The following is a 26,427-nucleotide window of genomic DNA, read 5'->3' as shown; positions in this document are numbered from 1 at the left end:
TCCATAACGGCAAAAAAGGCATTAGTATAACGACCTTAAACCATTATGAAAACTTAACCAAAAAACCAATAACAAATTAAGATAGATGCAACCACACCTACTAAGTCACAGAATAAAGCGCATCCGACTGCATGACGTACGCGCTGAATACCTACTGAACCAAAATAAACTGCTAATACATAGAAAGTTGTTTCCGTGCTTCCTTGCATAGTAGCCGCCACTAACGCGGGAAAACTATCAACACCATAATGTTGCATAGTCTCTATCATCATACCCCTAGCACCACTGCCAGAAAAGGGTTTTACTAGTGCTGTAGGTAAAGCATCTACAAAACGTGTATCTGTACCAAAAAAATGAAATAATTGACGAATTAACTCTAAAAAATAATCCAATGCGCCAGAAGCCCTTAATACCCCTATAGCACAAAGCATTGCCACTAAATAAGGTAATAAATTTTTAGCTACTTCAAAGGCTTCTTTGGCTCCTTCAATAAAAGCATCATAAACAGGTACTTTACGATAAGCACCTACAGATAAAAACAACAGAATAATACCAAACAGCGTAATATTACCCACTAGGGAAGAAAAAGTAGCTAATGATGTATTCTCTAGCCATAAAAAGTGAATTAATTGATTGATTAAATAATAACTGGTAGTCGTTAAACCAACTGAAATACAAACAAATACCCCTATAAAGAAGCCTATTCCTGCAAACCATAACAAAACAATAGGATCAAGTAACCTTAACCGCTGCATAAAGGCTACACTTAATAAACCTGCTAAGGTAGAAGCACTGGTAGCTAATAAGATCGGTAAAAACACCATGGTTGGATCAGGCGCATCGTATTTCGCTCTAAAAATAAAAATAGTTATTGGTAATAAAGTTAACGATGAAGCATTTAATACCAAAAATAAAATTTGCGCATTAGTAGCCACTGTTTTAACAGGATTTAATTCCTGTAAGGACTTCATTGCCTTAAGCCCAATAGGGGTAGCAGCATTATCTAGTCCTAATGCATTGGCTGTAAAATTTAAGGTGATTAAACCAATAGCTGGATGTCCCTTAGGAACTTCTGGCATTAAACGTTGAAATAAAGGGCCTAGTAATTTAGCTAATATTTCAATAAGCCCTGCTTTTTCTGCTATTTTTAACAACCCCATCCATAGAGTTAATGTGCCAAATAGCACAATCATAATATCAACAGAGGTTTTAGCCATTTCAAAAAGGCTTGCCACCATATCAGCAAATACATCAACATCGCCACCTAAAAGGCGAATTACTGCTGCAATAGCCGCAATAACAAAAAAACCTAGCCACAGGTAATTAAGCATTAGGCATCCCTTACAAAGAGAAATATTGAAAGTTATTTATAAAAGAAATGATTATCGCATGTTTTAGTTTGGCTGTAATGATTAGCCAAAAAACTTTACATATTTAATTGTAAGTTCTCTATAACAAATAGCTTAACAAATAGTGTTATGATTTTATAATCATAAAGGGAGCATATATTCTTACTCCCTAATCCATGCAATTAATTATTTAGCTGTTTGCTGATTAGTCATTACTTTTGCAGGCTTTAACATATAACACGTTTTACCTACAGACTCTGCATAATCTTCACCTTTTTTCAAAGGTGCTAAATTACCTTGATCGCCTTTTGTCCACCACTGCCAATCTTCGCCCGCATAACGTGCACCATCAGCAGAAACCACTGCTTTAAGTAATTTTAATTCTCCACCGTAATTAAGAATAGCGGTATCCTTATCTGGATAAGCTGCTTCAAAGCGCTCACCATCTTCACACTGATAAATAGTAGTTTCTGAAGCATAAACTGTAAAACAACATAAAACGCCTAAAGTTACAGCTACTGATTTAAATAATTTCATTATTACACCTCTTTATAAAAATCTTTTGTTATTACAGTGGCAGTTAAACACAGAAAAAACAATCACTCTTTAGCATAATATGTGTATCAAATACTTTTGTTTAAATTAACTAGTAAATTTAACCATAGAAAATTAACATGATCTATTTAGTGGATCATTAATTGAATTACAAGTGAGAATATAATGAGATTAATACCTATTTTACTATTATCATTATTGTTAACGGGTTGTTATACACCTGTTACCGTACAGCAAATGTTAGAAGATACAGAAAATTATCAACTTCCACATTTAATTAAAGCTGATCAAGGAATGATCTACGTTGTCAGACCTGGTTCTCTTTATACTCTATTCAAATATAACGTATTCTTAGATGGTAAAGAAGCAAACAGCCAAGTAGGCTATAACCGTGGCAATCAATATATCTATTTTTATGTAGAACCAGGTGAACATACAGTAGCCTCAAAAGCTGAAAACTGGGGAGAAGTTTCTTTTACAATTAAAGCGGGTGAAACAATCTATATTATTCAAGATGCAAGTTTTGGTTTTTTATTTGGTAGAAACGCTGTGTATAAAATAAACCCAGTGGAAGCAAAATATTACATTAAGCATAGCGAGCTAGGAACTCTTACTAAAGCTGTTGAGTGAATCACGAAAACGCTCAAAATAACATAACAATGACCTTGGCAAGCAAAAAGATGTATACTTTAACAATTTTAAAGTTACATCTAATTAAGTCATTAAATAAATACAATGTTTTTAAAATAGTTATAACATTGTTTATTAAAAATTAGCGAGCATTTAGCCTGATTAATTGTTTGGAGAATAACGATGTCTACCTCAAAAATAACTCCACCTGATGTCATACTTCCACCAGGAGAATCCGCCATTTTTATGGTGTTTAACTTAGTTAATACTGAAACCACTGTTGACCAAGTAAAGGACGTATGCGGCAGCCTTGCAGCATTAGTAAGAAGCTTGAGAAAGCGTGAGCCTGATGGACAAGGTAGTTGTGTTATGGGATTTGGCGCTGAAGCTTGGGGTAAATTATTTCCAGAACAACCTTATCCTAAAGAGTTAAAGCCTTTCCAAGCCATTAAGGGCGATAAGCATACTGCACCCTCAACACCCGGCGACATCTATTTTCATATTCGCGCAAGACGTATGGATATTTGTTTTGAACTAGCCTCTGAAATTTGTACTTTATTAGATGGTGCAGTTGTGTCTGTTGATGAAACCCACGGCTTCCGTTATTTTGATGGGCGTACTATTATTGGTTTTGTTGATGGTACTGAAAATCCTGAAGGTGAAAATGCCTATACCTTTTCTACAATAGGCGATGAAGACAAATACTTTAGTGGCGGTAGTTATGCCTTTGTTCAGAAATATTTACATAATATGAAAGAGTGGAACGGTATTTCCATTGAAGAACAGGAAAAAGTTATTGGCCGTAGAAAACTTAATGACATTGAACTGTCAGACGAAGAAAAACCTGCTAATGCACATAACGCTGTTACCAATATTGCAGATGATGAAGGTAATGAACTAAAGGTAATGCGTGCCAATATGCCTTTTGCCAATCCTTCTAAAGGTGAATATGGTACTTACTTTATTGGCTATGCAAGTACTTTTACCACTACAGAACGTATGTTACGCAATATGTTTATTGGTGAGCCAGTGGGTAATTATGATCGTTTACTCGATTTTAGCACACCTATTACAGGCACTTTATTCTTTATTCCTTCCCCTAGTTTGCTTTCAGAACTAGGCGGTGGTGACGACTAAAGTTTAGCTATTACAAACGGAACACAACTTGTTAAAATGCCAGATATATTTTTATATCTGGCATTTTTATAGATCATAATAAAACTTTTATTGTTATTATCTATCTATATTAATAATGAGTAATTATCCTTTTTGAGTTTTGCTATGACTATCGTAAAAAAATACATCTTCTATGCTTTTATCTTTTTTGTTATTTCTATTGTATTAAATGCAAATGCAGCTACTTTTAGCCAAACCGAAGCAAGTACTGGTTTAAAAAGCATGTTAAATCAGGCGGCAAAAACGGCAATTAATGAACTAGGCACCCAAGGCGGCTTTAGCAATAACCCTGATGTTAAAATTGAACTACCTGGAAAGTTAGGTTCAACTGCTAAAATGCTTAAAATGTTCGGTTTGGGAGATCAACTTAGCCAATTAGAAGATGGTATGAATGCTGCGGCTGAGGCAGCTATTCCAGAAGCACAACAAATGCTTTTAAATAGTATTCAACAAATGACTTTTGCTGATGCAAAGGCTATTGTAACAGGCGGTGATCAATCAGCAACCGCGTATCTTGAAAAAACGAATCGCACTCAATTATTCAATAAGTTTCTACCTAAAGTAAAAACGATTACTGCGCAGTCTTCATTATCCTCACAATACGATAATGTATTGCAAAAAGCAGCTGCTTTTGGTGTAGCAGACGATGATTTAAAAATCGAAAATTACGTCACCAATAAAGCATTAGATGGTTTGTTTAAAGTGATTGGTGAACAAGAAAGCCATCTGCGCAATAATCCTACAGAGGTTGCCACAAGCGCAGCTAAAAAGATTTTTGAATCATTAATTAAATAATAAGCAAATAAAAAAGCCACTGTAAGTAGTGGCTTTTTTATTACTTTACTAGTTATAGTTCTAAATGTTGTGATGTAGTTACATCGCTTTTCCATAAACAAGATAAAGTTTTATTAAATACTGCAAGATCACCTGTTGTTCTAAAATCAACCGTTGGCTGATTAGAAATATCTGCTAATTTATCTAATTGGGTAAGTGTCTTTTGTAAATGACGTGTTACTGCCTCCCCTGTATCAATAAGCTGAATATCAGCAGGAAGTAGCTCCAGTAACAAAGGTCGTAAAAAAGGATAATGAGTACAGCCTAAAATAATAGTATCACAACCATTATCTAGCATCGGTTGCAAATATTGGTTTAATAGCTGACGCGTTTCATTTCCCGCTAAATCACCTAACTCGATACGTTCCACTAAGCCAGGACAAGGCTGAGCAAATACCGTTACATCACTAGCAAAACGATCCAACAAGGCGGCAAACTTGGCACTTTTTAAAGTACCACTGGTTGCCAATACACCCACTTTTCCAGAGCGAGTTGCTTGGCTAGCCGGTTTAACAGCAGGTTCCATAGCAATCAATGGTAAATCAGGATACTTTTCTCGTAATACAGTTGCAGCTGCTGCTGTTGCAGTATTGCACGCAATAACCATTGCTTTTACTGACTGAGCAATAAAATAATCAGTAATTTTTACACAACGCTCTACAATAAATGCTGCCTCTTTTTCTCCATAAGGTACATATTGGGTATCAGCTAAATAGAGTAAGCTCTCATTAGGTAAATGCTGATGAATAGCCGTTAATACAGATAGACCACCTACCCCAGAATCAAAAACTCCAATGGCTTGATTATTTGCCATATTGCTCACCACATACTTTACAAGCAGGATCTTTCAACACTTTTAATTCTCGAAACTCACTATTTAAACCATTAAATATAATTAATCGTCCTACTAATGAACGACCAAAACTGAGTAATAGCTTTATTGTTTCTAACGCTTGCATGCTACCAATCACACCTACCATAGGACCTAACACACCTGCTTCACTACAGGTAAGTTGCTCATCCCCTCCTTCACCATAGAGACAATGGTAACAAGGGCTTGTTTTCTGGTTGGGATCAAAAGCTGTTATTTGCCCTTGCAAACGAATTGCAGCACCACTAATAACTGCTTTTTTCTTTAATACACTAGTACGATTAATTAAATCCCGTATTAAAAAATTATCTGTACAATCTAAAACAATATCTGCTTGCTCAAATAAACCACTAATATTATCTTCATTAATAGCTTCCACCACTGTTTCTATAGCAATGGCTGGATTTAATGCCATTAGTCGCTGTTTAGCAGCAATTACTTTTTGTTGCTTAAGCTGATCTGTACTGTAAATTACTTGGCGTTGTAAATTAGTGAGATCTACTTGGTCAAAATCGGCCAAAATTAGCTGACCTACACCTGCTGCTGCCAGATATAAAGCAACAGGCGCCCCCAAACCGCCCATACCAATGATTAACACACGGCTTTGTTTTAATTTTAATTGGCCTGCCACATCTACTTCAGCTAATAAAACTTGTCGACTGTAGCGTAGTAACTCTTCATCTGTCAGCATCATAACCACTGCCCTCCAGTTACTCGCTCATTACCACCTAAATCATAATAAGTACTGATATTTGTAAAGCCACGCTCTGCCAATAACTCTTGTACTGTTTTAGCTTGCTGATAACCATGTTCAAAAAATAACCAGCCATTTTCTAATAAATAGTCTGGAGCTTGTTGAATAATTTTTCGTATATCGTCTAAACCATCTTTGCCCGAAATCAATGCTGTCTTTGGTTCAAATCGTACATCCCCTTCAACTAAATGAGGGTCATCACTAGCAATATAGGGAGGGTTGCTCACAATAATATTAAACTGTTGACCTATTAAGTGGCTAAACCAATTACTTTGTATAAACTCAACATTAGTAAGCTTTAATCTTGCAAGATTTTTTTCTGCTAACTGGATGGCCGCTTCAATAAAATCTACACCCACAACCTGAGTTAGTGGCCGCTCGCTTGCTATAGCTAAGGCAATAGCGCCTGTTCCCGTGCCTAAGTCTAGGATATGCAGTACTTTATCTTTAGGCGTATGATTTAAACAGGTTTCTACCAATAGCTCGGTATCTGGCCGAGGAATAAGCGTCTGTTTACCTACTTGTAAATCTAAAGACCAAAACCCTTGTTCACCTAAAATATAGGCAATAGGTTCACCTTGTAGCCTTTTTTGCAAATAATCATTAAATAAAGTAAGTGTTTGTTGATCTACTAACTTTTCAGGCCATGTATGCAAATAACTGGTTGGTTTATTTAAAGCAGCCGCTAATAATAACTCCACATCTAAACGCTCTGTTGGAGAGTTTGGTAATCGACTACCTTTTAATAACTGTTGAATACTAATCATAAATTGCTTATTAAGTTTTTACTAATGCAAAACGAGCTATATATTTAGCAAGCATTGGCCCTGTTAAAATAACAGCAAATAACCGTAATGTTTGCATGGCCATCACTAACCCAACATCGGCATGAACATCTATAGCGACTACTGACAAAGAATCCAATCCACCTGGACTCGTTGCCAGATAAGCAGATAAATAATCTACCCCTAACCACCAACTGACCCCTAAGGCAGAAATACCACAAAGAATAACTAATAATAACGACGCTATAATCATAATAGGCATAGCATACATAACATAACGCAAGGTATCACGATCAAATCCTAAGCCTATATATGCACCCATAACACCATAAGCAATGGCAATCATCCAGTGGGGTATCAATAAATCCACTATACCTACTAATTGTAATACAGTCCCCAACAACATAGGAACTAATAAAAAGCCAGCAGGAATATAACGTCCTAAGTTGACACCTACTACTAATACAACCATAGTAATTAAAAAATTAATTACTATACTCTGATCCCATTGTATAACAACTGGCTGAATAGTTTCATAACCACCCACCGTAGCACCAAATATATGCCCAACTAATGCTGCCATTAGCACTACACAAATAACTCGAATATATTGCATGGTTGCCACTACACGCGCATCAGCACCATACTCCTCTGCCATAGCTACCATGGTAGCCGCACCACCAGGTGAAGTGCCCCAAGCAGCTGTAGAGCCAGGCAAGCCACCATAGCGCACACTTAAGATACCTACTAATATACTTAGGATTAACGTAACAATAGTAGCTACTAGCATTACATGCCATATTTGCAATATTTCTATTAAGATTCCCATGGTCATAGCATGACCAATTAAACAACCGATGATTCCCTGACTAAACTTAAAATATACTTTAGGCATTCTAATTTTTGTACCACTTACCCCCATTAATATGGCACATAGCATAGGACCAAGCAGTAATGCAGCAGGAACAGCAATTTTTTCTAGTAACCAACCAGAAAGACCTGCCATTACAATAAAAAATAACCATTGCACTACTGATAAATGAGTGGCTGACATTAATTTTTTTATAGCCATGAAGTACTTTTCTTCTAAATTTCAAACATTTTATTAACAAACAATCCAGTAAACTTTACAGGTAATAGTGGGCAAATGTTTAACTTAACCTTAAGACATATCAAGAAAATCAATATAATATGGGTTATTATAAGAGATTTATTAAACACTGTTTGATTATTATTTATTTCATTAGTTTTAACTTTACATGTTCAAAAATGAATAAATTATGTTACATGTATTGATATACTATTACTTTAGATGAATATTAATTAACAAAAATCCATTTTCTAGGTGCTATATAGTGAATTTTAGTGATTAAAATAACTAAAATGAGAGGAAATACTACGTATTAACACTATTTATATAGTATTATTAGAAAAATTTTTTTTAAGAACTCGTAAAAGTTTGGTTTCAAGGGATTATACTATGGTAAAAGTTCATAAGTTGGTTGCTGCTATTGCTACTACCATTACTTTATCTACAACAAGTGCATACGCTCTAAATATGGGTGAGATTTCTTGGAAATCATCCTATGGTCAACCATTAAATGCCAGAATCGAACTATCTGATGCGGCTGGTTTAAGAGCAGCTGATATTAGACCTAGTTTAGCAAGCCCAGATGATTTTGCTAAATCTGGTCTTGATCGTACCTCTGAACTTTCAAACCTAACGTTTAAAACAGTTCTTGGTGAGAATGGTAAAGGCTATATTCAAATTAACTCTACTAAACCAATAAAAGAACCTTATCTAAACTTTTTACTTGATGTAAATTGGCAAGGCAATAAAATATCCAGAGAATATACTATATTAATGGATCTGCCTATCTCAGGTAATGCTAACACTACTGTTGCAAAACCTGTTACTAGTAGCCCAGTAACTACACCAAAACCAGTTTCCCAACCAACTATTAAGGGTGACACTTATTTAACAGCACGTGGTGATACCCTTTGGTCTGTTGCTGACAAGTTAAGAGGTAATAGTTCAGCAGCCAAAACCGCTACAGCCATTTATAAGAAAAACCCTAAAGCATTTATTAATGGTAATGCTAACCATTTATTAGCAGGTTATACATTAAAAGCACCTACTAGCAAAGAAATCAATGCAATTTCTGTAGCTGAGGCAACTGCTTTCCTTCAATCAACTAAATCGCCTACAGCTGTGACTGCTACAAAAACAGATGTCACCCCTACACAACCAGTTACCGTAGATAATAAGCAGGCTGAGCAATTACAAACCCAATTAGAAAGTTCTAAGCAAGCACTTGATAATGCACGCCAAGAGAATGATGATCTAAGTACTCAGTTAGAGCAACTTCAAGCAGAGATTAGTCGTTTAGAGGAACTTTCCAAACAAAAAGATTCTCAAATAGAAGAAGTTAAAACAAAGTTAGATCAATCTTCTACTAAACCAGTTGTTGTTGATGAAACAAAGGTTGACGAAGATGCAGCTAAAAAGGCTGCGGAGGAAGCCGCTGCTAAAAAAGCCGCTGAGGAAGCTGCAGCACAAAAAGCTGCTCAAGAAGCTGCTGCTAAGCAAGCCGCCGCACAAAAAGCCGCCCAAGAAGCTGCTGCTAGAAAAGCTGCCGAGCAAGCTGCAGCACAACAGCCTGCTCAGCAACCTAAAGCTCCTACGCCAGTTACACAAGATACAACACCAGAACCATCTTTTATTTCATCACTGCTTGGCAACCAACTGCTATTAATGGCTGGCGGTGGAGGTCTACTACTTATCTGTATAGTTGCCTTATTATTACGTCGTAAAAAAGCTGCCAATGATGATGCTACTGTAGTTGATTTAAGTAATGTAACATTAGATGATGATGACTTAAACGATTCAGAACAAGTTGATACACCTGCTATTTCTAGCACTGAGACTCAACCATTAAATAGTCCACTTTCTCAACTTGGTGAGGGAATGGGTACTGTTGATAAAGCTGATATCTATCTAGCTTACAACCATTATGACGAAGCAAAAGAATTATTAGTTAATGCATTACAAGAAGATCCTACTAATACTGAATATCGTCTAAAATTAATGGAAGTTTATGCAGAACAAGGTGATGTAGCTAATTTTGAAACAGAAGAACAAGAACTAATCTTATTAGATCCGCTTGCTCAACATAAGATAGATACTTTAAAAGAAAAATATCCAACACTAGCGGGTTCACAGTTTAACTTCTCTTCTCCAACTACTTTGGAAGAGTCCCCAGTCACTGATATTGAACCGCCTGTAGAAACTGTTTTTGATGTTTCTACCGCAGAGGAACTATCAGATAATAAAGAACCTGAAGTAACAGATATTAGTTTTGATTTTGATACTCTATCTACCCCTACTACAGAAGAAGCACCTGATATTACACAAGATATCGCTGAGCCTGAAGTAGAACAAGAAGTTATTTATGAACCAGATCCAACACGCGAAGTAGATGAAAACTTTGAGTTAGAAAAGATAACTCCAGACTCTACAGAGCAAGAAAAACCAATATTTGATGCACATTTAGATGAGGAAACCTTTAGTTCAGACTCACCTATTTTTGACTTTGAAAAAGAAGAAGCACCACAAGAAGAACCTAAAGAAGAGGATTTTAAATTTGATTTAGGTTTTAACAGTGACTCTGAACCACCTTTAGAAATAACTGATACACCTCAAACAACAGTTGAAGAAAATGTTGATGAGATGGAAGAAATTATTGAAAAGGATCAGGTTACTACTAAATTAGAATTAGTTAACGCTTATATAGATATGGGTGATACTGAAGGTGCCCATGATTTATTAGAAGAAATCATGCGTGAAGGTAATGATAGTCAACAAGCTGAAGCTAGATCATTATTAGCCTCTATTGGCGGTGACAATCAATCTTCAACAACCGATGATTCAACAGCACCTATAGAATCTCCTGCTATTCAAGAAAATGAAGTTGTGAAAGATGAAGAACCTTCTATCTCCTTAGTTGATTCTGCTGTTGATACAAAAACTTCACTTGCTGAGTTAGACCTTGGCTTTGAGCTTCCACCAGAAGATGAAGTATCTACTAAACTAGAATTAGCAAATGCTTATATTGAAATGGGTGATAGTAGCGGTGCTAAAGATATTTTAGAAGAAGTGCTAAAAGAAGGGACTGCTGAACAAATACAACAAGCAGAACAGTTATTAGCTTCACTTAAATAAACCATGACAGAAAAGAGTAGTAACTCGAATGCGGCAGCCGAAATGGCTGCCGCAAACGTTTCCAGAATAGCACTTGGTATTGAATATAATGGTTCACGCTATCGTGGTTTTCAACGCCAATTAGAGGGTATACCCAGTATCCAAGAAACCTTAGAACTAGCGTTAAGCACAGTTGCTAACAGTCCTATTACTGTTTCTGTTGCTGGTCGTACAGATGCTTGTGTACATGCCAGTGGCCAAGTAGTACATTTTGATACACATGTAAGCAGACCTATGAATGCATGGGTTATGGGTACCATTGCTAATCTTCCGAAAGATATTAGCGTAACATGGGCAAAAGTAGTACCAGAGCATTTTCATGCTCGCTATAAAGCATTTGCTAGGCGTTATCGTTATGTTATCTATAATGACCCTATACGCCCTGCTCATCTGTCTGAGGAAGTTACATGGAATTTTCGTCCTTTAGATATTGATAAAATGCAGCAAGCAGCCAATTACTTTACCGGTACCCATGACTTCACCTCCTTTCGCGCAGTGCAATGCCAAGCTAAATCACCTATTAAAACAATTTATCATTTTAAAGTAATAAAATTTGGCAAATTGATTATTTTAGATGTTTGTGCAGATGCGTTTTTACATCATATGGTGCGCAATTTTGCAGGACTGCTAATGACCATTGGTGCAGGTGAACGCGATATTAGTTGGGCAAAAGAAGCCTTAGAAGCCAAAGATAGAACTAAGGCAGGTGTCACTGCCCCACCTTACGGATTGTATCTAGTTAATGTTGAATACCCAGAAGAATTTGATATACCCAAACGCTTTATAGGACCGCATTTCTTGTCAGGTTTGGAAATCTAATTACTAAAAGCTTATTGCTGTGGGTAAGCTTTTATTAGCCAATCATCGCCTACCGCTATTATATCCTTAATATCAAGCGATATAGCCTCTGACATTGATTGCAAAGGTAAGTCTAACAATGGTCTTGCCGAAGAACCTAGTAGCTTACTGGCCATAAAAATTTGATATTCATCCACCAGTTTTGCTTGAGTAAAAGCGCCTGCTAAAGTTGCACCTGCCTCAACTAATAATTCATTTACTGCATAATCTTTAGCCAGTTTTTTTAATAACTCTTGTAAATCAATATATCCTTGCTGATTGCAAGGTAACTGCATCCAATATTGCTCATCTTTTAATAGTTCTGGTTTAGGCAAACTAGATACTGTTAACGAATAAGGGTATTGATAAAAAGCCTTATCAAAAGATACTCGCCCCTTACTATCAATAAGCACTCTTAAGGGAACTCTCTTTAAAGCTAAATCTGTTAATGTGTTGTTTAACCCTAATTCTTCTGCTCGCACTGTTAGCTTTGCATTATCAAATATTACTGTATCAGCTCCAGTAATAATCGCGCTACTTTGCGCCCTTAAACGCTGCACCTCGCTACGAGCAGCCGCTCCAGTAATCCATTGACTTTCACCACTATACATCGCGGTACGGCCATCTAAACTCATCGCTAACTTAACCGTAACATAGGGTAGACCGAAACGCATACGTTTAATAAAACCTTTATTTAAGGTTTCTGCTTCTTGCTCTAATACACCACAAATGACTTCGATACCTGCTGCATGTAATTTTGCAATGCCTTTTCCAGCCACTTGTGGATTCGGGTCTTGCATAGCAATTACAACTTTGCCAATATCTGCATTTATCAAAGCATCTGCACAAGGTGGTGTTCTACCAAAATAACTACAAGGCTCTAATGTAACATAAGCTGTTGCACCTTTAGCTTTTTCCGCTGCTTCTCGTAAAGCAAACACCTCAGCATGTGGCCCCCCTGTCTTTTGGTGCCAACCTTGCCCAACCAGTTGATTATCAGCAACAATAACACAACCAACACGCGGATTAGGATGAGTGGAATAAATACCTTGACGAGCTAACTGTAATGCTTTGCTCATCCATAACTGATGATTATTCATTATGCTTATCAGTATTTTGTGAAAGACGCTCTACCTCATCACGGAAAGCTTTGATATCTTGGAAGCTACGGTATACAGAAGCAAAGCGAATATAAGCAACTTCATCTAGCCCCTTTAATTCCTCCATGACCAGCTCTCCAACTTTCAATGAACTAATTTCACGCTCACCTGATGCCCTAAGCTTATGTTTAATTCTTGCTAATGCTTCTTCTAATAACTCCATGCTTACAGGTCGTTTTTCTAATGCCCTGAGCATACCCGCGCGTAATTTATCCTCATTAAAAGGTTGACGCGTTCCATCTTGTTTAATTATCCGCGGCATAACTAATTCTGCTGTTTCAAACGTTGTAAAGCGTTCACCACATTCAATACATTCACGTCTGCGTCTAACTTGATCTCCCTCAGCCACTAAACGTGAATCAATCACTTTTGTATCATGAGTACCACAAAATGGACAATGCATAATAGGCCTTCCCAGTGAATATAAGATCCTAGAAAAAGTTTTAGTTATTGTACTGTATTACTTGTAGCATTTTTATTCTTTATTAACTATTTTGCAATCTATTTAATCAATATCATTGAGTAATTTAATTAACTCAGGTAGTGTTATGCAATTTCTATGGACTGATTTTCTATATTGAGTACGTTATGTCAAATAAATTAGAACAACTTCGCCAAATTACTACTGTTGTTGCAGATACAGGGGATATGGAAGCAATTGCCCGTTTAAAACCTGTAGATGCTACCACCAACCCATCATTATTATTAAAAGCAGCTGCTTTACCACAGTATCAGCAACAACTAAATCAAGTAAAACAAAAAGCCAAACAAGATCTTGCTGTTGCTTGCGATACATTTGCAGTACTAGTGGGCAAAGAAATACTAAACGTTATTCCAGGTAAAATTTCCACCGAAGTAGATGCTAGACTGTCTTTTGATAGCCAAGCAACTATTGATAGAGCCAAAAAACTTATTGATATTTACCATCAGCAAGGTATTAATAAAGAACGTGTGTTAATTAAAATTGCCGCCACATGGGAAGGTATTCAAGCAGCCAAACAACTTGAAAAAGAAGGTATTCAAACCAACTTAACCCTATTATTTTCATTTGCTCAAGCAGTTGCATGTGCAGAGGCTGGTGTTTTCTTAATTTCACCTTTTGTTGGTAGAATTTATGACTGGTATAAAAAAGCTGAAAACCGTGACTTTACAGCAGTAGAAGATCCTGGCGTACAATCTGTTAGTCGTATTTATCACTACTATAAACAGTACCAATACGCCACCATTGTGATGGGTGCTAGTTTCCGTAATATAGGCCAGATTGAACAACTAGCAGGTTGTGATCGTTTAACTATTAGTCCAGACTTGTTAGAGAAGTTAGCACAAGATAATAATAAGCTTCCTCGTATATTATCGCCAGAACAAGGAACTCAGGAAAATCAGCAAAGTCTCTCAGAAAGCCAATATCGCTGGAATATGAATGAAGATGCAATGGCTACAGAAAAGCTCGCAGAAGGTATTCGTGCTTTTGCCAGAGACCAAGAAAAACTTGAGAAATTATTAGCTGATTGATATTTACTCTAATAACTATCTACTCATTTTATACAGTATTCTATTATTGCTAAATGAGAGATAGTTATTTTTATTTATATCATTAATGATAAATCTATTAAGTTTTAAATATTTTGTAATTTTTGGGCAGACCATGCGCCAATAATACAGCCTACTGCTAAGGTCATTAATACCACATCAAGGCTTGTCCATGAGCTTAATGCAGCGAGTATTGAGCCTAATATCAATACTAGAATTCCCGTAATAGTATTAGATAACGCAATATAAAGTGCCCTACTTTCTCCATCTCCCATATTTATAATATAGGTTTTACGGCCTATACCAATGCCTGTTTCACCAATCACCACAAAACCATAAGCGAACGCATAAGGCCACACTGTACTGCTCAGGGACTCTGGTAAATAACCAAATAAAGTAATCATAAAACAAATAACAGCTACTATTAAACCACTGTCACGCATAACATTACGACTAGAATGGTCAGCATATTTACCCCAAAAAGGGCTAGCTAGCATCGTTGCTATACCAGAGATTAACACTAAAATACCTAAACTACCTAGATTAGCACCACTGTGATTTCTACCTAAAATAGCTATATAGGGTAAGGCTAGTGCACTAGAAAGAAGTAATGAACGACTAATATTAAAATGTAAAAACTGTTTATCTGTTTTTAATAACTCCCATACTCTCACTAAACTACTCTTTTCTTTTAGTTCTTGTTCTATTTCACTTTCAGGTTCAACTAAACGAGCACAAAAAATAATATCTACAGCCCATCCTAAAGTAGCTAGTAATAATAATCCTGCCACTATGGGTCTACCAGGTTGATTAGTCAGTAACACTAATATCACACCTGCAACAAGCGTAATCCCTCCTGCAATGCTAGTACTCCACCCCATTAAATGACCACGACTTTCTTTATCAATTGTTTTAGCCATTACATCTTTACTGGTAATTGAGGTAACACCTCTAGCCAAAGAAAGAATAGTTAATACTACAAGTACTAATACAGCCCCCCAGAAACCCTCTCCTGTAATGGCCAATATTATTAATGCCACACCACATAGCGTTAATACTATACAAGCATTAAACCATACCCATTTACGAATTTTTTTAACCCTTAAAACACTGGCCACAATTAATTGTGGTAATAAGGCACCTGCTTCACGAATAGGTACTAATAAACTCACCACCCATAAGGGGGCATGCATAGCACTTAATAGCCAAGGCAAAATAAGTCGGGGGCTAATTAAAGAGTCAGCTAATTTATTGCCTAAAGAAATCCATAAATGGCTAAAGAAATTACGCTGTAAGATCTCTTGATTTTTGCTATGACTGTTTTGTTGTTGATCTTGTTTATTGCCACTCAAATAGTTATACAAACGTGTTGATAAATGTTTCTGTGACATTAACCTTACCTGTTTAAGATACTTTAGTTATCAATTCCCACTCGGTAATTATTTGCATTGCCTGTTCAGTATTATCACCACAAATAATAGGCTCTGCTTGAAAAGCCGAACACACTAGAGGGCGCTCTGAACTACCAAATAATTGACAAAGATTTTGCTCATTAAGCTGTACACAGCGAACACCTGCAGGTTTACCATCAGGCATTCCTGGAATAGGAGAAGAAATAGAAGGAGCTATACAACAAGCCCCGCAACCCAAACGACATTCCATAAAAAATATTATCAACTATCTAAACAAAAAACCCCATTCACACACTATGAATGGGGTTATTTATAACACTAATCTTTAAATTTGCCTATAACGCGTTAGTCAACTCAGGTACTAACTCAAACAAATCCCCCACCAAGCCATAATCAGCTACTTGGAAAATAGGTGCTTCTTCGTCTTTGTTGATAGCAACAATTACTTTGGAGTCTTTCATACCCGCCAAATGTTGAATAGCGCCTGAAATACCAACAGCAATGTAGAGTTCTGGGGCTACAATTTTACCTGTCTGACCTACTTGCAGGTCGTTAGGTACATAGCCAGCGTCTACTGCCGCACGTGAAGCACCTACCGCTGCATTTAGTTTGTCTGCTAACGCATAGAGAAGTTGGAAGTTGTCGCCATTTTGTAGGCCACGACCACCTGATATGATGACTTTGGCTGCAGTTAGTTCTGGACGGTCTGATTTGGCCAGTTCTTCGTTGATAAAGCTGGATACGCCTGCATCAGTTGCTTCGCTGATGGTTTCTATGGCTGCACTACCACCTTCAGCAGATACCGCATCAAAACCTGTAGAGCGTACAGTAATCACTTTGATGTTGGCTGTGGTTTGTACGGTAGCAATGGCGTTTCCTGCATAGATAGGACGCTTGAAGGTATCTGGACTTTCTACAGCGATGATTTCTGAGATTTGGTCTACGTCTAGTAGAGCTGCTACGCGTGGTAGGTAGTTTTTACCATCGGTAGTGGCTGGTGCTAGGATATGGCTGTAGTTGTTGGCTAGGCCTACAATAAGTTTGGCTACATTTTCAGGTAGCATATGACCATAGGCTGCGTTGTCTGCTAACAGGACTTTGCTTACACCTTGTACTTTGGCTGCTGCGTCAGCTACGGGTTGGGCATTTTGGCCTGCTACGAGTAGGTGGATGTCGCCACCAATAGCTTGGGCTGCTGCTACGGTGTTTAGGGTGGCTGGGTTGAGTGTTGTGTTGTTGTGTTCTGCTATAACAAGGATTGTCATTAGATCACCTTCGCTTCGTTCTTTAGTTTGTCTACAAGTTCTGCTACTGAGCTTACTTTGATGCCTGCTTTACGTGCCGCAGGTGCTTCTACTTTTAAGGTGGTGACTGTGTTGTTGACAGTGATACCTAGGTCAGCAGGGCTGGTAGTTTCTAATGGCTTTTTCTTGGCTTTCATGATGTTGGGCAAGGAGGCGTAGCGTGGTTCGTTTAGTCGTAGGTCGGTAGTGACTACGGCGGGTAGGGTGAGTGCTACGGTTTGTAAACCACCATCGATTTCACGGGTAAGGTTGATTTTGTCGCCTACTATTTCTAGTTTGGAGGCAAAGGTACCTTGTGAGTAACCACCAAGGGCAGCTAGCATTTGACCAGTTTGGTTGTTGTCGGTATCGATGGCTTGTTTGCCGAGGATGATGAGTTGTGGTTGTTCTTTGTCAACGATAGCTTTGAGTATTTTGGCTACGTTTAGGGAGCTTAGGTTGTCTTCAGCTTCTACTAGGATGGCACGATCAACACCTAGCGCTAGGGCGGTACGAAGTTGTTCTTGTGCCGCTGCTGGACCTACGGATACGGCTATTACTTCGCTGGCTATGCCTTTTTCTTTTAAACGTATTGCTTCTTCTACGGCAATTTCGCAAAAGGGGTTCATTGACATTTTGACATTGGCTAGGTCAACTCCGGTATTGTCTGCTTTAACACGGACTTTTACGTTGTAGTCAACCACTCGTTTAACTGCTACAAGTACCTTCATGGGGGTCCTCTTTATCTTCTGCTGTGGGTGAAAATTAGCCTACTAATGATAGACATATAAAGATATTGTATAAAATATTATAACTATATGAGATAAGGTAGTTTAACGTGAAAGGGGTATTTGTACTAGTTAATTGACCCCAGTTAGGTACTTTATTTAATAGCTTATTATGTAAAATAACCGCTCTTTACATGACTTTATTATAATTTTTTAACTATTATGATAACATTTAACAAGAATTACATACTATAATCATAGAATTGCCTTAATCTATTGGAAAGACACAATGAAAGCATCTGATAAAACCATAGAACGTATTTATAATGCTGCTGAACAATTATTCGCAGAAAGAGGTTTCACTGAAACATCATTACGCTCTATTACTGCTGAAGCAGAAGTTAATTTAGCAGCGGTAAATTATCACTTTGGTTCAAAAGAAGGTCTTATTAAAGCCATTTTTTCAAGATATTTAACCCAGTTTTGCTCTGAACTTGAAAAGAAATTAGATTATTATGAGTCAAAACAAAATGCTACTCCTTCCACTGAAGAACTGTTAAGTATCTTTATGGAGTTAATTGTATCTATAAAAACACATAGCTCTAAAGGCGTAGTAACCTTTATGCGGCTATTTAGCAATGCGTTATTGCAAAAGCAACTATTTTTACATGAATATATGACCAATGACTTTGGCATTGTATTCTATCGTTTTGGGCTTATGTTAAGAAAGGCAGCCCATAATGATAATATTTCTGAAGTAGAATGGTTTTGGCGGCTACATTTTAGTTTAGGGACTATTTTACTTAATATCGCTAGTATGGAATATTTTAAAACATTAATGAAAAAAGAATTTAAAACTTCCATCAAAATATCACAAGTTATTCAGTTAATGGCACCTTATATTACGGCTGGATTATTGGCTGCACCTGTATTAAAAGATGAAACATTAGTCAATGCAAAATATGATATTTCTAAGCTAACAGAGAACTAATGTTAGACCAACTTTTTATTTCCGTTGCTGATCAAAAACTGTATGGTTTTAAACAAGGAAAGTTAGCTTTAACCATGCCAGTATCTACTGCATTAAAAGGTACTGGACAGTTACAAAATAGTAATTGTACACCACTTGGTAAACACTATATTAGAGCCAAAATTGGTGCTGAATTACCGATTAACGCTGTGCTACTTGGACGACGCTGGACAGGCGAAATTTGGTCACCAGAACTTGCGCAACAGCACCCTCATAGAGATTGGATATTAACCCGTATCCTATGGCTTAGTGGTTGTCAATTAGGTTTCAATCGATTAAGTAATGTTGACACCTTCCGCCGTTATATCTATTTGCATGGCGCACCAGATACTGAACCTATGGGTATCCCACTCTCTCACGGCTGCATTAGATTACGTAATACTGATATAATTAAACTCTTTGAGTTAGTTCCTATTCACTGTCCTGTAGAGATCAGTGAACAACCCTACACAGAATAAGGCATCCTATGCAAGGCTCATTAATGGTTGATATTGAAGGTCTTTGGTTAACGGCTGAAGATCGTCAATTTTTAAAACACCCTGAAATCGGTGGCTTAATATTATTTACACGCAATACCGAAGACCCTAAACAAGTAAGAGAACTGTGTGCTTCCATACATGCTATTCGCCCTGATCTAATTTTAGCGATTGATCAAGAAGGTGGGCGCGTGCAACGACTACGTCAAAATATGCTAGCATTACCCGCTATGGGCAGCTTTATTGATCATCCTAATGCACTGGAGCTTGCTAACTACTGTGGTTGGCTGATGGCTACAGAAGTACTAGCTATAGGCCTTGATATTAGCTTTGCCCCTGTATTAGATATTAACTACAATAGAAATCAAGTCATTGGTAAACGCGCATTTGCTAATAATCCAGAGAAAGTAACAGAATTAGCCAGCGCTTTTATTGCAGGTATGCAAAAAGCAGGTATGCAAGCCACGGGTAAACACTTCCCTGGACATGGCTGGGTAACAGGTGACTCTCATTTTGTTATTCCAGAAGATGAGCGTTCTTTAGATGAAATCAGAAAAACTGATTTAATCCCTTTCACAAAGTTATCGCAACAATTAGTGGGCATCATGCCTGCACATATCATCTACAGCCAAGTAGATAATAAACCTGCAGGTTTTTCTGAATATTGGATACAAACTATCTTACGCCAAGAACTACAGTTTAAAGGCATTATTTTTAGCGATGATCTATCCATGGCAGGAGCTCATGCAGTGGGTAATATTGATAATCGTGTAACCGCTGCTTTTGGTGCAGGTTGTGATATGGCTTTAGTCTGCAATGATCGAGCAATGGCAGAAGAGGCTTTAGTTATAACTCAACAACTAAATATAACCCCTAGCCAAAAACTAGCCATGATGAAAACTAAGGTAACGCCTAGTACGGATTATAAAGCCCAACCAGCTTGGTTAGAAGCAATACAAACATTACAACAAGCTCAATTACTCGTTTAATTATATTAGCCATAAAAAAAGGTAATCATTTGATTACCTTTTTTATTTATAGACTAATAATCACGCTTTAGAATCGGTAATTAACATTTAATTGTCCCTGATACTGATCAAATTTATTACGCCCCCATTGCCCACCCACTTGAGCTGAAACATTAAAGCGATTAGTTATATTACCTTGTAGCCCCAATTTAGCTTCAAAACGATTTTTAGGCATTCCATCACGTAACTCTGTACCATTAAATTCTAACTGATTTTTAGTTGTATTATTAATCCAATTAACTTCCACAAAGGGTTCAATGGCTTGCTTACGCTCAACATCCCGTCCATGCAAACGCACGCCCACCCTCGACATTAAACCACTTCCTTTATTATCTGTAACCCATAACTCATTGTGTCTATCATATAAATTATCAGTATCATAATAATGGTAGGTTAACTGTGCTTGTGGTGTTGCAATCCACTGTGTTGTATGTTGTTGGCCTAATACCACACCATATCCAACTTCTAGTGAGTTACTCCATACATTGCTGTTGTATTTTTTATTGCCTGAAACCTCTTTTCCTTTAGTCTCATTGCGGAACCAACCATATTGTGTCCAAGTATCCACATATAAACCTAATGCGGAATCGTCATTTTGGAACCAACTAGCATAAGCGCCCACATTGTAGCCCTTAACAGTGGAATCCGCTTTGATACGTGTAGCGCGTGATGTACTGGTATTTTTATAATCACCATAACCAGCCATAACCCCCACATGCAAATTGCCCTCATTTAAACGCCAAACACCTAGATCACCACCCAATTGCATAATATACATACGGTCTCTATTACTAATACTATCGTGTATACTATGTCGGCTGCCATGAGTCATTTTAGTGCGTAACCACAAGCTATTTAATTGTGAAGTATCCGCTGCCACATCTGACGATGAAGCTAATAAACGATCGCGTAGTTGTTGGTTAAACATCTCGGTTGCAGCCACTTGATTAGCCAAATAAGCTCCCACAATAGGATTAAAAGCATTTGGCATATTCCTTAAGTACCAACTATAAGCATTAGCAGCTCCACCTTGATAAAGGCCATACTGATAAATACCATTGACCAGAGGACGTCCCAAAGCAAAAGCATTACTAGAAGAGTTACCATTAACCTGTACTACTTCTATACCATCCCCTGCTAAAAAACCATAGGAACTACCTGCAGTAGGTGTAATAAACACTCTAGTTGCACCGTTGGCTCCTGTTACCACATTATCTAGAATAAGCTTATCACTTACCCCTGCTGTAGCCACGATATTGGTATTTATATATAAAGAACCACCATTAGAGACAAAATTACCGTTTCCTAGACCATCACCAATTGTTAATGTATTACCTGCCAAATTATTTTGGCCTGTTCTTAAATCAATTATTCCGTTATGATTAAAATTAACAAGACCCGTTAAAGTGGCATGACTGGTAGTGCCTGTATTATTCTTCTCTGACAGTGCCAATACACCTGCATTATTAAATGTACCATTTGTTCCAAAACTACTAACACTGCTTCCTTTGGTTCCACTACTAAAATCCTGTAAATCAAACAAGCCATTATTATTGAAAGTAACAGTATTACCTGACAGCTCAACATAACCTGTGATCAAATTATTATTATTTATTGTAGTACTGCCAGAGGTGCTTCTACCAAAAATAGCTTGATCATTGGTTGCGCTAATAATACCATTATTATTTAGTACCTGATTTCCCAATGCGCTTGTCATATAAACTGCTGCACCTACCCTGTCTCCCCCATGAACATAAATACCTTCTGCAATATTAATGTTATTATCACCTAACCCTGCTTGGCTATAAATAGCATATGAAGTATTACTACCTTGTGCCATGATATTAGATTTAATATTTAACGTGGCAGTACTTGTAGCGGTAGAAAAAATACCATAGCTATTTACACCTTCAGCAGTAATGGAACCTAAGTTTTCAACTTCTACCACATCTCCAATTGCTGATATACCATAAGCACTACCAGCGGTTGAAGTAGCAATAATCTCTGATTGTGTATTAATTATAATAGAACCACCACCTCCTGTATTAGCATTTATAGCATAGCTTGTTGCATTACCATTTGACACAGCTATAATTTGCCCACCTGCATCATGTTCTTGTATGGTAATATTATCACTTCCACCATTAAAGCCTGCATCAATAGCTGCAACATAATTAGAACTACCCGTTGCCTTGATGCTATTGACCCCGAAAAGTTGAATATCAATTGTTGCGGCACCATTTGTAGAATACGCTAATATTCCTGTTGAAAAATTAGTTCCTGTCCCTGTAACATCTATATTTACATCTTCTAAATTTAGCAGATGGGATTGTCCACTACTATGCGATTCTGATATGACACCTATCGTGTTTGCAGGATTACTACCTGTAGACACTAATTTAATAGTTGAATTACTAATACTAGTTGTTAATATAGCGCCAGTACTATAAGAACCCGTTCTAACTGCATGTGAAACACTATTCTGATTTAAATCAACAATACTATTTGTTAGCGTTAAGGTTACATTACCAAGATTATTACCAAGTCTTGGATCACCTACTATAACCCCTCCTCCTGAAACAGATGTATCAGCAATAGTGGTTATAGTTTTATTATCCACCACTAAATTTGTACCCGTTGGAGCTTGGTAGGCAGGATCTAAAGCAAAGATAGGTTTTATTGTGAAAATAAGGGAAACACTTAACAGCAACTTCCCTTTAGAACATTTGGCAAACATAATATTATTCCATTAACAACATTATAAGGTTTTTTCTATTATAATTAATCATAGAAAAATTTGTATCAAATATACTCAGTTTTAAGTCTTATTGCAAAAATATAACTAATATGCTAATTATTTAATAAATTCATTAACCTATCATTAGCTGGCTGATAACCTTGGCTAGCTGCTTTTTGAAACCACGCTTTAGCTAATGACATATTTTTATTTATTCCATCTCCTTTTTGATACATATCACCCAACAAAAACATTGCTACTACCCTATTCTGTTTAGTGGCCAACTCATACCAATATATAGCCTGCTGACTATCCTTTGCAACGCCTTGTCCATAACGGTATAAACTACCTAAAATAACCATTGCACCACCATCATTTAGATCAGCAGCACGTTTAAACCAGTAAAGTGCTTCTTCGTTATTTTTATCAATGTCTTCACCCAATAAATAAAGCCAACCTAAATTAATCTGAGCTTCAATATAATTTTGTGCGGCTGCTTTACGATACCAATAGATTGCACGAGCTTTATTTTGAGCAGTACCTATGCCTTTTTCAAACATATTCGCCAAGTGAAACTCAGCTTTAGCATTACCTTGCCATGCACTTCTCTCATACCAATAAACTGCCTGACCATTATCTCTAGGTACAATCCAACCATATTGATAATGCCAACCTAATAAAAATTGTTTTTCAGCATTTCCTTGCTCAGCACCATTAACAATATCATTTTTATAATCAATACTTTTTATAGTTTGAGAAACACAACCTTGCAACACCAATAAGCAGCAAAGTAATAAACAGCTTCTAATCCATAATTTACTAAAAAGATTATTTTTCATCTGGAATAATAAGCCTACTGTTATCTATAATTGATGGTTAATTTAACTTATTTTACACGGCAAAGTGTAATAAATTTAGTACAATAACCCTTTTAACTTGATGGAAATAACGGCAAACACCATGACAACCCGTAAAATACTTGTTACCAGTGCCTTACCCTATGCCAATGGTTCAATACATTTAGGTCACTTAGTTGAATATATTCAAACTGATATTTGGGTTCGTTTTCAAAAAATGCGTGGTCATCAAGCTATTTATGTGTGTGCTGATGACGCTCATGGGTCAGCCATTATGTTACGTGCTGAAAAGGAAGGGATTACTCCAGAACAATTAATTGATAACGTTCGTGCAGAACACAGCAAAGACTTTGCTGATTTCTTTGTAGCATTTGATAATTTTTACTCAACCCATAGCCCTGAGAATAAAGAACTATCAGAAAAGATTTATTTACAGCTAAAAGAAAATAATCATATAGCTGCTCGCCCAGTAACCCAGTATTTTGACCCTGAAAAGAAAATGTTCTTAGCCGATCGTTTTATTAAAGGCACATGTCCTCGTTGTGGCGCAGAAGATCAATACGGTGACAACTGTGAAAAATGCAGTGCAACTTATGATGCAACGGAATTAAAAAATCCAAGATCCACTATCTCTGGCGCTATCCCAGTACTTAAAGAATCAATGCATTTCTTCTTTAAATTACCAGATTTCACAGAAATGCTTAAAACTTGGACACGCAGTGGTACTCTGCAAGAATCTGTTGCTAATAAATTAGCTGAATGGTTAGATGCTGGTTTACAAGAGTGGGATATTTCTCGTGATGCTCCTTATTTTGGTTTTGAAATTCCTGGTGAACCAAATAAGTTTTTCTATGTATGGCTAGATGCACCTATTGGCTATATGGCTAGCTTATTAAACTTATGCAAACAACATCCACAACTAGATTTTGATAGTTTTTGGAAAAAAGATTCTGAGGCAGAGGTTTACCATTTTATTGGTAAAGATATTGTTAACTTCCACGCCCTATTTTGGCCTGCAATGCTAGAAGGTGCAGGTTATCGCAAACCTACTGCGATTAATGTCCATGGCTACCTAACCGTTAATGGCTCAAAAATGTCCAAGTCAAGAGGGACATTTATTAAAGCTCGCACCTACTTAGACCACTTACAACCAGAATACTTACGCTATTACTACGCAAGTAAGCTTACGCGTACTGTGGATGATCTGGATTTAAGCCTTGAAGATTTTATTCAAAAGGTAAACTCAGATTTAGTGGGCAAAGTAGTTAATATTGCGAGTCGTTGTGCTGGTTTTATTGCCCGTGGTAATAATGGCATATTAGTAGAAGCCAATCCTGCTCCACAATTATGGCAAGCCTTCCAAGATACTATTCCAACAATTGCAGAAGCTTATGAAGCACGTGACTTTAACAAAGCAATGCGTGAAATTATGGCGTTAGCAGACCAAGCTAACGCGTGGATTGCTGACAAAGCACCTTGGGCTTTAAATAAACAAGAAGGTAAACAACAAGAAGTACAGGAGATTTGTGCATTAGGTATTAATCTATTCCGTTTATTAGTGCTTACTTTAAAACCTGTATTACCTGAATTAGCTAATAAAGCAGAAGCTTATTTAAATATTGAGCCTTTAATATGGGCTGATTATCAAACGCCTTTAGCTAATCATCAACTTAATGAGTTTAAACCCTTAATGACACGTATTGAACAAGATCAAGTGAATGCCATGGTAGAAGCCTCTAAAGAAGACCTAAAAGCAGAAAGTGCGCCTAAAGGCAATGGCGAGTTAACAAAAGACCCATTAGCCCCTGAAATTGAATATGATGCTTTTGCTGCAGTAGATATGCGTGTGGCAAAAATTATCAAAGCACAACATGTAGAAGGTGCAGATAAACTATTACAATTAACCTTGGATATTGGTGACCAACAACGTAATGTCTTTGCAGGGATTAAAAGTGCTTATAAAGACCCCAGTAAATTAGAAGGTCGTTTAACAGTAATGGTAGCCAATCTAAAACCAAGAAAAATGCGTTTTGGTATGTCGGAAGGTATGGTAATGGCTGCTGGTCCTGGTGGTGAAGAAATTTACTTACTAAGTCCAGATAGCGGTGCAATACCAGGGCAAAGGGTTAAATAG

The 26,427-nt window shown here is 37.1% G+C and carries 24 protein-coding genes; 10 read left to right on the top strand and 14 right to left on the bottom strand.

Going from position 1 to position 26,427, the window contains the following annotated elements; genetic code table 11:
• Positions 1 to 53: 53 nt before the first annotated feature.
• A complete protein-coding gene (locus JHT90_RS03465; RefSeq protein ID WP_201094141.1) occupies positions 54 to 1,331 on the bottom strand; it encodes a nucleoside recognition domain-containing protein in 1,278 nt (425 codons plus the stop codon).
• A gap of 204 nt (positions 1,332 to 1,535) precedes the next feature.
• Positions 1,536 to 1,886, bottom strand: a complete 351-nt coding sequence (locus JHT90_RS03460) for an MliC family protein (RefSeq protein ID WP_201094132.1) — start codon at positions 1,884 to 1,886, stop codon at positions 1,536 to 1,538.
• A gap of 183 nt (positions 1,887 to 2,069) precedes the next feature.
• On the opposite strand from JHT90_RS03460, the gene JHT90_RS03455 reads away from it, so the two are divergent.
• The 3 genes from JHT90_RS03455 (at position 2,070) to JHT90_RS03445 (ending at position 4,505) form a co-directional block, all read left to right on the top strand.
• The gene (locus JHT90_RS03455; RefSeq protein WP_236254024.1) at positions 2,070 to 2,534 is read left to right on the top strand and encodes a DUF2846 domain-containing protein; all 465 of its coding nucleotides are present in this window, start codon (positions 2,070 to 2,072) and stop codon (positions 2,532 to 2,534) included.
• A 183-nt stretch (positions 2,535 to 2,717) separates the two neighbouring features.
• On the top strand, positions 2,718 to 3,671 hold the full coding sequence (locus JHT90_RS03450) for a Dyp-type peroxidase (RefSeq protein ID WP_201094131.1): 954 nt from the start codon (positions 2,718 to 2,720) through the stop codon (positions 3,669 to 3,671).
• Between the two features lie 144 nt (positions 3,672 to 3,815).
• Entirely contained in the window at positions 3,816 to 4,505 is a 690-nt protein-coding gene (locus tag JHT90_RS03445) for a DUF4197 domain-containing protein (protein WP_201094128.1), read from the top strand.
• Between the two features lie 52 nt (positions 4,506 to 4,557).
• Here JHT90_RS03445 and murI read toward each other — a convergent pair whose 3' ends face one another.
• From murI to JHT90_RS03425, 4 genes are read right to left on the bottom strand one after another with little or no spacing between them, the layout of a single operon-like run.
• On the bottom strand, positions 4,558 to 5,358 hold the full coding sequence (murI, locus tag JHT90_RS03440) for a glutamate racemase (protein WP_201094126.1): 801 nt from the start codon (positions 5,356 to 5,358) through the stop codon (positions 4,558 to 4,560).
• The gene (locus tag JHT90_RS03435) at positions 5,348 to 6,106 is read right to left on the bottom strand and encodes a HesA/MoeB/ThiF family protein (RefSeq protein ID WP_201095746.1); all 759 of its coding nucleotides are present in this window, start codon (positions 6,104 to 6,106) and stop codon (positions 5,348 to 5,350) included. Before JHT90_RS03435 ends, murI begins: the two co-directional genes overlap by 11 nt.
• A complete protein-coding gene (gene prmC / locus JHT90_RS03430; RefSeq protein WP_201094124.1) occupies positions 6,106 to 6,936 on the bottom strand; it encodes a peptide chain release factor N(5)-glutamine methyltransferase in 831 nt (276 codons plus the stop codon). The genes JHT90_RS03435 and prmC overlap by 1 nt, the downstream gene beginning before the upstream one ends.
• A gap of 10 nt (positions 6,937 to 6,946) precedes the next feature.
• The gene (locus JHT90_RS03425) at positions 6,947 to 8,026 is read right to left on the bottom strand and encodes an AbrB family transcriptional regulator (RefSeq protein WP_201094116.1); all 1,080 of its coding nucleotides are present in this window, start codon (positions 8,024 to 8,026) and stop codon (positions 6,947 to 6,949) included.
• Between the two features lie 408 nt (positions 8,027 to 8,434).
• Here JHT90_RS03425 and JHT90_RS03420 point away from each other — a divergent pair, with 408 nt between their 5' ends.
• Positions 8,435 to 11,176, top strand: a complete 2,742-nt coding sequence (locus tag JHT90_RS03420; protein WP_201094107.1) for a FimV/HubP family polar landmark protein — start codon at positions 8,435 to 8,437, stop codon at positions 11,174 to 11,176.
• Positions 11,177 to 11,179: 3 nt separating this feature from the next.
• Entirely contained in the window at positions 11,180 to 12,034 is an 855-nt protein-coding gene (gene truA / locus JHT90_RS03415; protein WP_201094105.1) for a tRNA pseudouridine(38-40) synthase TruA, read from the top strand.
• Positions 12,035 to 12,045: 11 nt separating this feature from the next.
• On the opposite strand, the gene ribD is transcribed toward truA, so the two are convergent.
• Both ribD and nrdR read right to left on the bottom strand, forming a co-directional pair.
• On the bottom strand, positions 12,046 to 13,152 hold the full coding sequence (gene ribD / locus JHT90_RS03410; RefSeq protein ID WP_201094103.1) for a bifunctional diaminohydroxyphosphoribosylaminopyrimidine deaminase/5-amino-6-(5-phosphoribosylamino)uracil reductase RibD: 1,107 nt from the start codon (positions 13,150 to 13,152) through the stop codon (positions 12,046 to 12,048).
• The gene (gene nrdR, locus JHT90_RS03405; protein ID WP_201094101.1) at positions 13,145 to 13,615 is read right to left on the bottom strand and encodes a transcriptional regulator NrdR; all 471 of its coding nucleotides are present in this window, start codon (positions 13,613 to 13,615) and stop codon (positions 13,145 to 13,147) included. The genes ribD and nrdR overlap by 8 nt, the downstream gene beginning before the upstream one ends.
• 185 nt (positions 13,616 to 13,800) lie before the next feature.
• Between nrdR and tal the strand changes: the two genes are divergently transcribed.
• On the top strand, positions 13,801 to 14,724 hold the full coding sequence (gene tal, locus JHT90_RS03400; protein ID WP_201094093.1) for a transaldolase: 924 nt from the start codon (positions 13,801 to 13,803) through the stop codon (positions 14,722 to 14,724).
• A gap of 104 nt (positions 14,725 to 14,828) precedes the next feature.
• On the opposite strand, the gene JHT90_RS03395 is transcribed toward tal, so the two are convergent.
• The 4 genes from JHT90_RS03395 to JHT90_RS03380 form a co-directional block, all read right to left on the bottom strand.
• Positions 14,829 to 16,133 carry an MFS transporter gene (locus tag JHT90_RS03395; protein WP_201094091.1) on the bottom strand — a complete coding sequence of 435 codons (1,305 nt, stop codon included), beginning with the start codon at positions 16,131 to 16,133 and terminating at the stop codon, positions 14,829 to 14,831.
• Positions 16,134 to 16,146: 13 nt separating this feature from the next.
• On the bottom strand, positions 16,147 to 16,404 hold the full coding sequence (locus JHT90_RS03390; protein WP_201094089.1) for a YkgJ family cysteine cluster protein: 258 nt from the start codon (positions 16,402 to 16,404) through the stop codon (positions 16,147 to 16,149).
• Between the two features lie 85 nt (positions 16,405 to 16,489).
• Positions 16,490 to 17,419, bottom strand: a complete 930-nt coding sequence (locus tag JHT90_RS03385) for an electron transfer flavoprotein subunit alpha/FixB family protein (protein WP_201094087.1) — start codon at positions 17,417 to 17,419, stop codon at positions 16,490 to 16,492.
• Complete coding sequence (locus JHT90_RS03380) at positions 17,419 to 18,168, bottom strand: electron transfer flavoprotein subunit beta/FixA family protein (protein ID WP_201094080.1); 750 nt, start codon at positions 18,166 to 18,168, stop codon at positions 17,419 to 17,421. The genes JHT90_RS03385 and JHT90_RS03380 overlap by 1 nt, the downstream gene beginning before the upstream one ends.
• A 286-nt stretch (positions 18,169 to 18,454) precedes the next feature.
• Between JHT90_RS03380 and JHT90_RS03375 the strand changes: the two genes are divergently transcribed.
• From JHT90_RS03375 to nagZ, 3 genes are read left to right on the top strand one after another with little or no spacing between them, the layout of a single operon-like run.
• Entirely contained in the window at positions 18,455 to 19,156 is a 702-nt protein-coding gene (locus JHT90_RS03375; protein ID WP_201094077.1) for a TetR/AcrR family transcriptional regulator, read from the top strand.
• Positions 19,156 to 19,653 carry a L,D-transpeptidase gene (locus JHT90_RS03370; RefSeq protein ID WP_201094075.1) on the top strand — a complete coding sequence of 166 codons (498 nt, stop codon included), beginning with the start codon at positions 19,156 to 19,158 and terminating at the stop codon, positions 19,651 to 19,653. Before JHT90_RS03375 ends, JHT90_RS03370 begins: the two co-directional genes overlap by 1 nt.
• Before the next feature lie 8 nt (positions 19,654 to 19,661).
• Positions 19,662 to 20,660 (top strand): beta-N-acetylhexosaminidase, encoded by a 999-nt coding sequence (nagZ, locus tag JHT90_RS03365; RefSeq protein ID WP_379971798.1) that lies wholly within the window; start codon positions 19,662 to 19,664, stop codon positions 20,658 to 20,660.
• A 67-nt stretch (positions 20,661 to 20,727) separates the two neighbouring features.
• Here nagZ and JHT90_RS03360 read toward each other — a convergent pair whose 3' ends face one another.
• Together JHT90_RS03360 and JHT90_RS03355 are read right to left on the bottom strand one after the other, a co-directional pair.
• The gene (locus tag JHT90_RS03360; RefSeq protein ID WP_201094073.1) at positions 20,728 to 23,436 is read right to left on the bottom strand and encodes an autotransporter family protein; all 2,709 of its coding nucleotides are present in this window, start codon (positions 23,434 to 23,436) and stop codon (positions 20,728 to 20,730) included.
• Positions 23,437 to 23,549: 113 nt separating this feature from the next.
• Entirely contained in the window at positions 23,550 to 24,275 is a 726-nt protein-coding gene (locus tag JHT90_RS03355; protein ID WP_201094071.1) for a tetratricopeptide repeat protein, read from the bottom strand.
• Positions 24,276 to 24,396: 121 nt separating this feature from the next.
• Between JHT90_RS03355 and metG the strand changes: the two genes are divergently transcribed.
• Positions 24,397 to 26,427, top strand: a complete 2,031-nt coding sequence (gene metG, locus JHT90_RS03350) for a methionine--tRNA ligase (protein WP_201094070.1) — start codon at positions 24,397 to 24,399, stop codon at positions 26,425 to 26,427.

The organism is Entomomonas asaccharolytica, assembly GCF_016653615.1.
GTDB classification, from domain to species: Bacteria; Pseudomonadota; Gammaproteobacteria; order Pseudomonadales; family Pseudomonadaceae; genus Entomomonas; species Entomomonas asaccharolytica.
Note: the sequence above shows the minus strand (reverse complement) of the source record. Positions and strands in the feature narration are given on the sequence as shown.

Bases quoted from the DNA above. Each gene is read 5' to 3' on its own strand.
- JHT90_RS03390 (WP_201094089.1), bottom strand. From the start codon at position 16,404: ATGGAATGTCGTTTGGGTTGCGGGGCTTGTTGTATAGCTCCTTCTATT.
- JHT90_RS03455 (WP_236254024.1), top strand. From the start codon at position 2,070: ATGAGATTAATACCTATTTTACTATTATCATTATTGTTAACGGGTTGT.
- metG (WP_201094070.1), top strand. From the start codon at position 24,397: ATGACAACCCGTAAAATACTTGTTACCAGTGCCTTACCCTATGCCAAT.
- JHT90_RS03450 (WP_201094131.1), top strand. From the start codon at position 2,718: ATGTCTACCTCAAAAATAACTCCACCTGATGTCATACTTCCACCAGGA.
- JHT90_RS03360 (WP_201094073.1), bottom strand. From the start codon at position 23,436: ATGTTTGCCAAATGTTCTAAAGGGAAGTTGCTGTTAAGTGTTTCCCTT.
- JHT90_RS03420 (WP_201094107.1), top strand. From the start codon at position 8,435: ATGGTAAAAGTTCATAAGTTGGTTGCTGCTATTGCTACTACCATTACT.
- JHT90_RS03435 (WP_201095746.1), bottom strand. From the start codon at position 6,106: ATGCTGACAGATGAAGAGTTACTACGCTACAGTCGACAAGTTTTATTA.
- JHT90_RS03355 (WP_201094071.1), bottom strand. From the start codon at position 24,275: ATGAAAAATAATCTTTTTAGTAAATTATGGATTAGAAGCTGTTTATTA.
- ribD (WP_201094103.1), bottom strand. From the start codon at position 13,152: ATGAATAATCATCAGTTATGGATGAGCAAAGCATTACAGTTAGCTCGT.
- truA (WP_201094105.1), top strand. From the start codon at position 11,180: ATGACAGAAAAGAGTAGTAACTCGAATGCGGCAGCCGAAATGGCTGCC.
- murI (WP_201094126.1), bottom strand. From the start codon at position 5,358: ATGGCAAATAATCAAGCCATTGGAGTTTTTGATTCTGGGGTAGGTGGT.
- JHT90_RS03465 (WP_201094141.1), bottom strand. From the start codon at position 1,331: ATGCTTAATTACCTGTGGCTAGGTTTTTTTGTTATTGCGGCTATTGCA.
- JHT90_RS03385 (WP_201094087.1), bottom strand. From the start codon at position 17,419: ATGACAATCCTTGTTATAGCAGAACACAACAACACAACACTCAACCCA.
- JHT90_RS03460 (WP_201094132.1), bottom strand. From the start codon at position 1,886: ATGAAATTATTTAAATCAGTAGCTGTAACTTTAGGCGTTTTATGTTGT.
- prmC (WP_201094124.1), bottom strand. From the start codon at position 6,936: ATGATTAGTATTCAACAGTTATTAAAAGGTAGTCGATTACCAAACTCT.
- JHT90_RS03375 (WP_201094077.1), top strand. From the start codon at position 18,455: ATGAAAGCATCTGATAAAACCATAGAACGTATTTATAATGCTGCTGAA.
- JHT90_RS03425 (WP_201094116.1), bottom strand. From the start codon at position 8,026: ATGGCTATAAAAAAATTAATGTCAGCCACTCATTTATCAGTAGTGCAA.
- JHT90_RS03445 (WP_201094128.1), top strand. From the start codon at position 3,816: ATGACTATCGTAAAAAAATACATCTTCTATGCTTTTATCTTTTTTGTT.
- tal (WP_201094093.1), top strand. From the start codon at position 13,801: ATGTCAAATAAATTAGAACAACTTCGCCAAATTACTACTGTTGTTGCA.
- nrdR (WP_201094101.1), bottom strand. From the start codon at position 13,615: ATGCATTGTCCATTTTGTGGTACTCATGATACAAAAGTGATTGATTCA.
- JHT90_RS03380 (WP_201094080.1), bottom strand. From the start codon at position 18,168: ATGAAGGTACTTGTAGCAGTTAAACGAGTGGTTGACTACAACGTAAAA.
- JHT90_RS03395 (WP_201094091.1), bottom strand. From the start codon at position 16,133: ATGTCACAGAAACATTTATCAACACGTTTGTATAACTATTTGAGTGGC.
- nagZ (WP_379971798.1), top strand. From the start codon at position 19,662: ATGCAAGGCTCATTAATGGTTGATATTGAAGGTCTTTGGTTAACGGCT.
- JHT90_RS03370 (WP_201094075.1), top strand. From the start codon at position 19,156: ATGTTAGACCAACTTTTTATTTCCGTTGCTGATCAAAAACTGTATGGT.